Here is a 2,822-nt window from a genome sequence, read left to right on the forward strand (position 1 = left end):
CCGCCCTGCTGCTGGAGGGCTGGCTGGCCGACAACGCCCCCGCCTGATTCCCGGCCCCTGCCTGGCGTGGCCGCAGCGTCCTTGACCTGAGGCAGCGCCGGCGCAGCGAAAGCCACTAAGCTTGCCGGACCACTCCTCGCGGAGACGGTCCGCCCCGATGGCCGCCCGCGCCGGGTGGCCTCGCCAACCGAACCGGAGACGTCATGACCCTGCCCAGCCCCGCCGAACTCATTCCCCGCATGGCCACCGACCTGCGCAACTACCTGGCGCAGCGTGGTATCGACTCGCCGCGCTTCGTCGGCATCCACACCGGCGGCATCTGGGTCGCCCAGGAACTGCTCAAGGCACTGGGCAGCGACGAGATCCTCGGCATCCTCGACGTGTCCTTCTACCGCGACGATTTCACCCGCAGCGGCCTGCACCCGCAGGTCCGTCCGTCGGAACTGCCCTTCGAGATCGACGGCCAGCACCTGGTGCTGGTGGACGACGTGCTGATGAGCGGCCGGACCATCCGCGCCGCGCTCAACGAGCTGTTCGACTACGGCCGCCCGGCCAGCGTGACCCTGGTCAGCCTGGTGGACCTGAACAAGCGCGAACTGCCGATTCGCCCGGATGTCGTCGGCGAAACCCTGTCCCTGGCACCCAACGAGCGGGTAAAATTGCGCGGTCCCGCACCACTCGTCCTCGAGCGCACGCTTCTCAGCACCGCGCTGTAACTTCGCGCGCCCGGACATCCACCCCCAACTTTCAGGGCCTGCCACATGCCGACCGACGCCAAGCGCCCGCTGCAGCTCAATGACCTGGGCCAGCTGCGCCACTTCCTCTCGCTCGACGGGTTGTCCCGCGAACTGCTGACTGAAATCCTCGATACCGCCGACTCCTTCCTCGAAGTCGGCGCCCGCGCGGTAAAGAAAGTCCCGCTGCTGCGCGGCAAGACCGTGTGCAACGTGTTCTTCGAGAACTCCACGCGCACCCGCACCACCTTCGAACTGGCCGCCCAGCGCCTGTCCGCCGACGTCATCTCGCTGAACGTGTCGACCTCCTCGACCAGCAAGGGCGAGACGCTCACCGACACCCTGCGCAACCTCGAGGCCATGGCCGCCGACATGTTCGTCGTGCGTCACAGCGACTCGGGCGCCGCGCACTTCATCGCCGAGCACGTCAGCCCCAATGTCGCCGTGATCAACGGCGGCGACGGCCGTCACGGCCACCCGACCCAGGGCATGCTCGACATGCTCACCATCCGCCGCCACAAGGGCAGCTTCGAAAACCTCTCGGTGGCCATCGTCGGCGACATCCTGCACTCGCGCGTAGCCCGCTCCGACATGCTGGCGCTGAAGACCCTCGGCTGCCCGGACATCCGCGTCATCGCCCCGCGCACCCTGCTGCCGGTGGGCCTGGAAGAGCAGTACGGGGTGAAGGTGTTCACCGACGCCAACGAAGGCCTGAAGGACGTCGACGTGGTGATCATGCTGCGCCTGCAGCGCGAGCGCATGGCCGGCGGCCTGCTGCCCAGCGAAGGCGAATTCTTCAAGCTCTACGGCCTGACCCAGAAACGCCTGCAGCTGGCCAAGCCCGACGCCATCGTCATGCACCCCGGCCCGATCAACCGCGGCGTGGAGATCGATTCCGCCGTGGCCGACGGTGAACAGTCGGTGATCCTCAATCAGGTCACCTACGGCATCGCCATCCGCATGGCCGTGCTGTCCATGGCCATGAGCGGCCAGAACGCCCAACGCCAGCTGGAACAGGAGGACGCGCAATGACCGTCAGTATTCGTGGCGCCCACCTGATCGACCCGGCCAGCGGCCTGGACAAGGTCTGCGACCTGCACATCGAGGCCGGCCGCATCGTCGCGATCGGCGACGCGCCCCAGGGCTTCCACGCCGCCCAGGAAATCGACGCCGCCGGCCTGATCGCCGCGCCCGGCCTGGTGGACCTGAGCGTCGCCCTGCGCGAGCCGGGCTACAGCCGCAAGGGCAGCATCGAGAGCGAAACCCGCGCCGCCGCGGCCGGTGGCGTCACCAGCCTGTGCTTCCCGCCGCAGACCAAGCCGGTGCTGGACACCTCCGCCGTCGCCGAGCTGATCCTCGACCGCGCCCGTGAAGCCGGCAACGCCAAGGTCTTCCCCATCGGCGCGCTGACCAGGGGCCTGGCCGGCGAGCAACTGTCCGAGCTGGTCGCCCTGCGCGACGCCGGTTGCGTGGCCTTCACCAACGGCCTGGCGCCGATGGCGAGCAACCGCGTGCTGCTGCGCTCGCTGGAATACGCGGCGACCTTCGACCTGACCGTGATCTTCACCTCCCAGGACGCCGAGCTGGCCGAAGGCGGCCTCGCCCACGAAGGCCCGACCGCCAGCTTCCGTGGCCTGGCCGGCATCCCGGAAACCGCCGAGACCGTGGCCCTGGCCCGCAACCTGCTGCTGGTGGAACAGTCCGGCGTGCGCGCGCACTTCAGCCAGCTGACCAGTGCCCGCGGCGTCGAGATGATCGCCCAGGCCCAGGCCCGTGACCTGCCCGTCACCGCCGACGTGGCGCTGTACCAGCTGATCCTGACCGACGAGGCGCTGGCGGACTTCTCCAGCCTGTACCACGTGCAGCCGCCGCTGCGCTCGCACAAGGACCGCGACGCCCTGCGCGAAGCGGTGAAGAGCGGCGTGATCCAGGCCATCGCCAGCCACCACCAGCCCCACGAGCAGGACGCCAAGAACGCCCCGTTCGCCGCGACCGACCCGGGCATCAGCAGCGTCGAGCTGCTGCTGCCGCTGGCCATGACCCTGGTGCAGGACGGCCTGCTCGACCTGCCGACCCTGCTCGCGCGCC

At 69.2% G+C, this 2,822-nt stretch carries 3 protein-coding genes; all 3 read left to right on the plus strand.

Translation table 11 applies throughout. The features are described from left to right. Positions 1-203: 203 nt before the first annotated feature. Positions 204-716, plus strand: coding sequence for a bifunctional pyr operon transcriptional regulator/uracil phosphoribosyltransferase PyrR (gene pyrR / locus ACCC94_RS29060; protein ID WP_413353044.1), 513 nt, complete (start codon positions 204-206; stop codon positions 714-716). A 45-nt stretch (positions 717-761) separates the two neighbouring features. Then, the gene (locus tag ACCC94_RS29065; protein ID WP_138519691.1) at positions 762-1,766 is read left to right on the plus strand and encodes an aspartate carbamoyltransferase catalytic subunit; all 1,005 of its coding nucleotides are present in this window, start codon (positions 762-764) and stop codon (positions 1,764-1,766) included. Continuing rightward, positions 1,763-2,822, plus strand: a 1,060-nt coding sequence (locus ACCC94_RS29070) for a dihydroorotase (protein WP_413353045.1), incomplete at its 3' end; no start/stop codon positions are given. The genes ACCC94_RS29065 and ACCC94_RS29070, both read left to right, overlap by 4 nt.

The sequence above is a fragment of the Pseudomonas sp. Pseusp97 genome (genome assembly GCF_047304025.1).
Lineage (GTDB): Bacteria > Pseudomonadota > Gammaproteobacteria > Pseudomonadales > Pseudomonadaceae > Pseudomonas.

Excerpts from the sequence above, each read along its gene's own strand:
- pyrR (WP_413353044.1), top strand. The coding sequence starts at position 204 with ATGACCCTGCCCAGCCCCGCCGAACTCATTCCCCGCATGGCCACCGAC.
- ACCC94_RS29065 (WP_138519691.1), top strand. The coding sequence starts at position 762 with ATGCCGACCGACGCCAAGCGCCCGCTGCAGCTCAATGACCTGGGCCAG.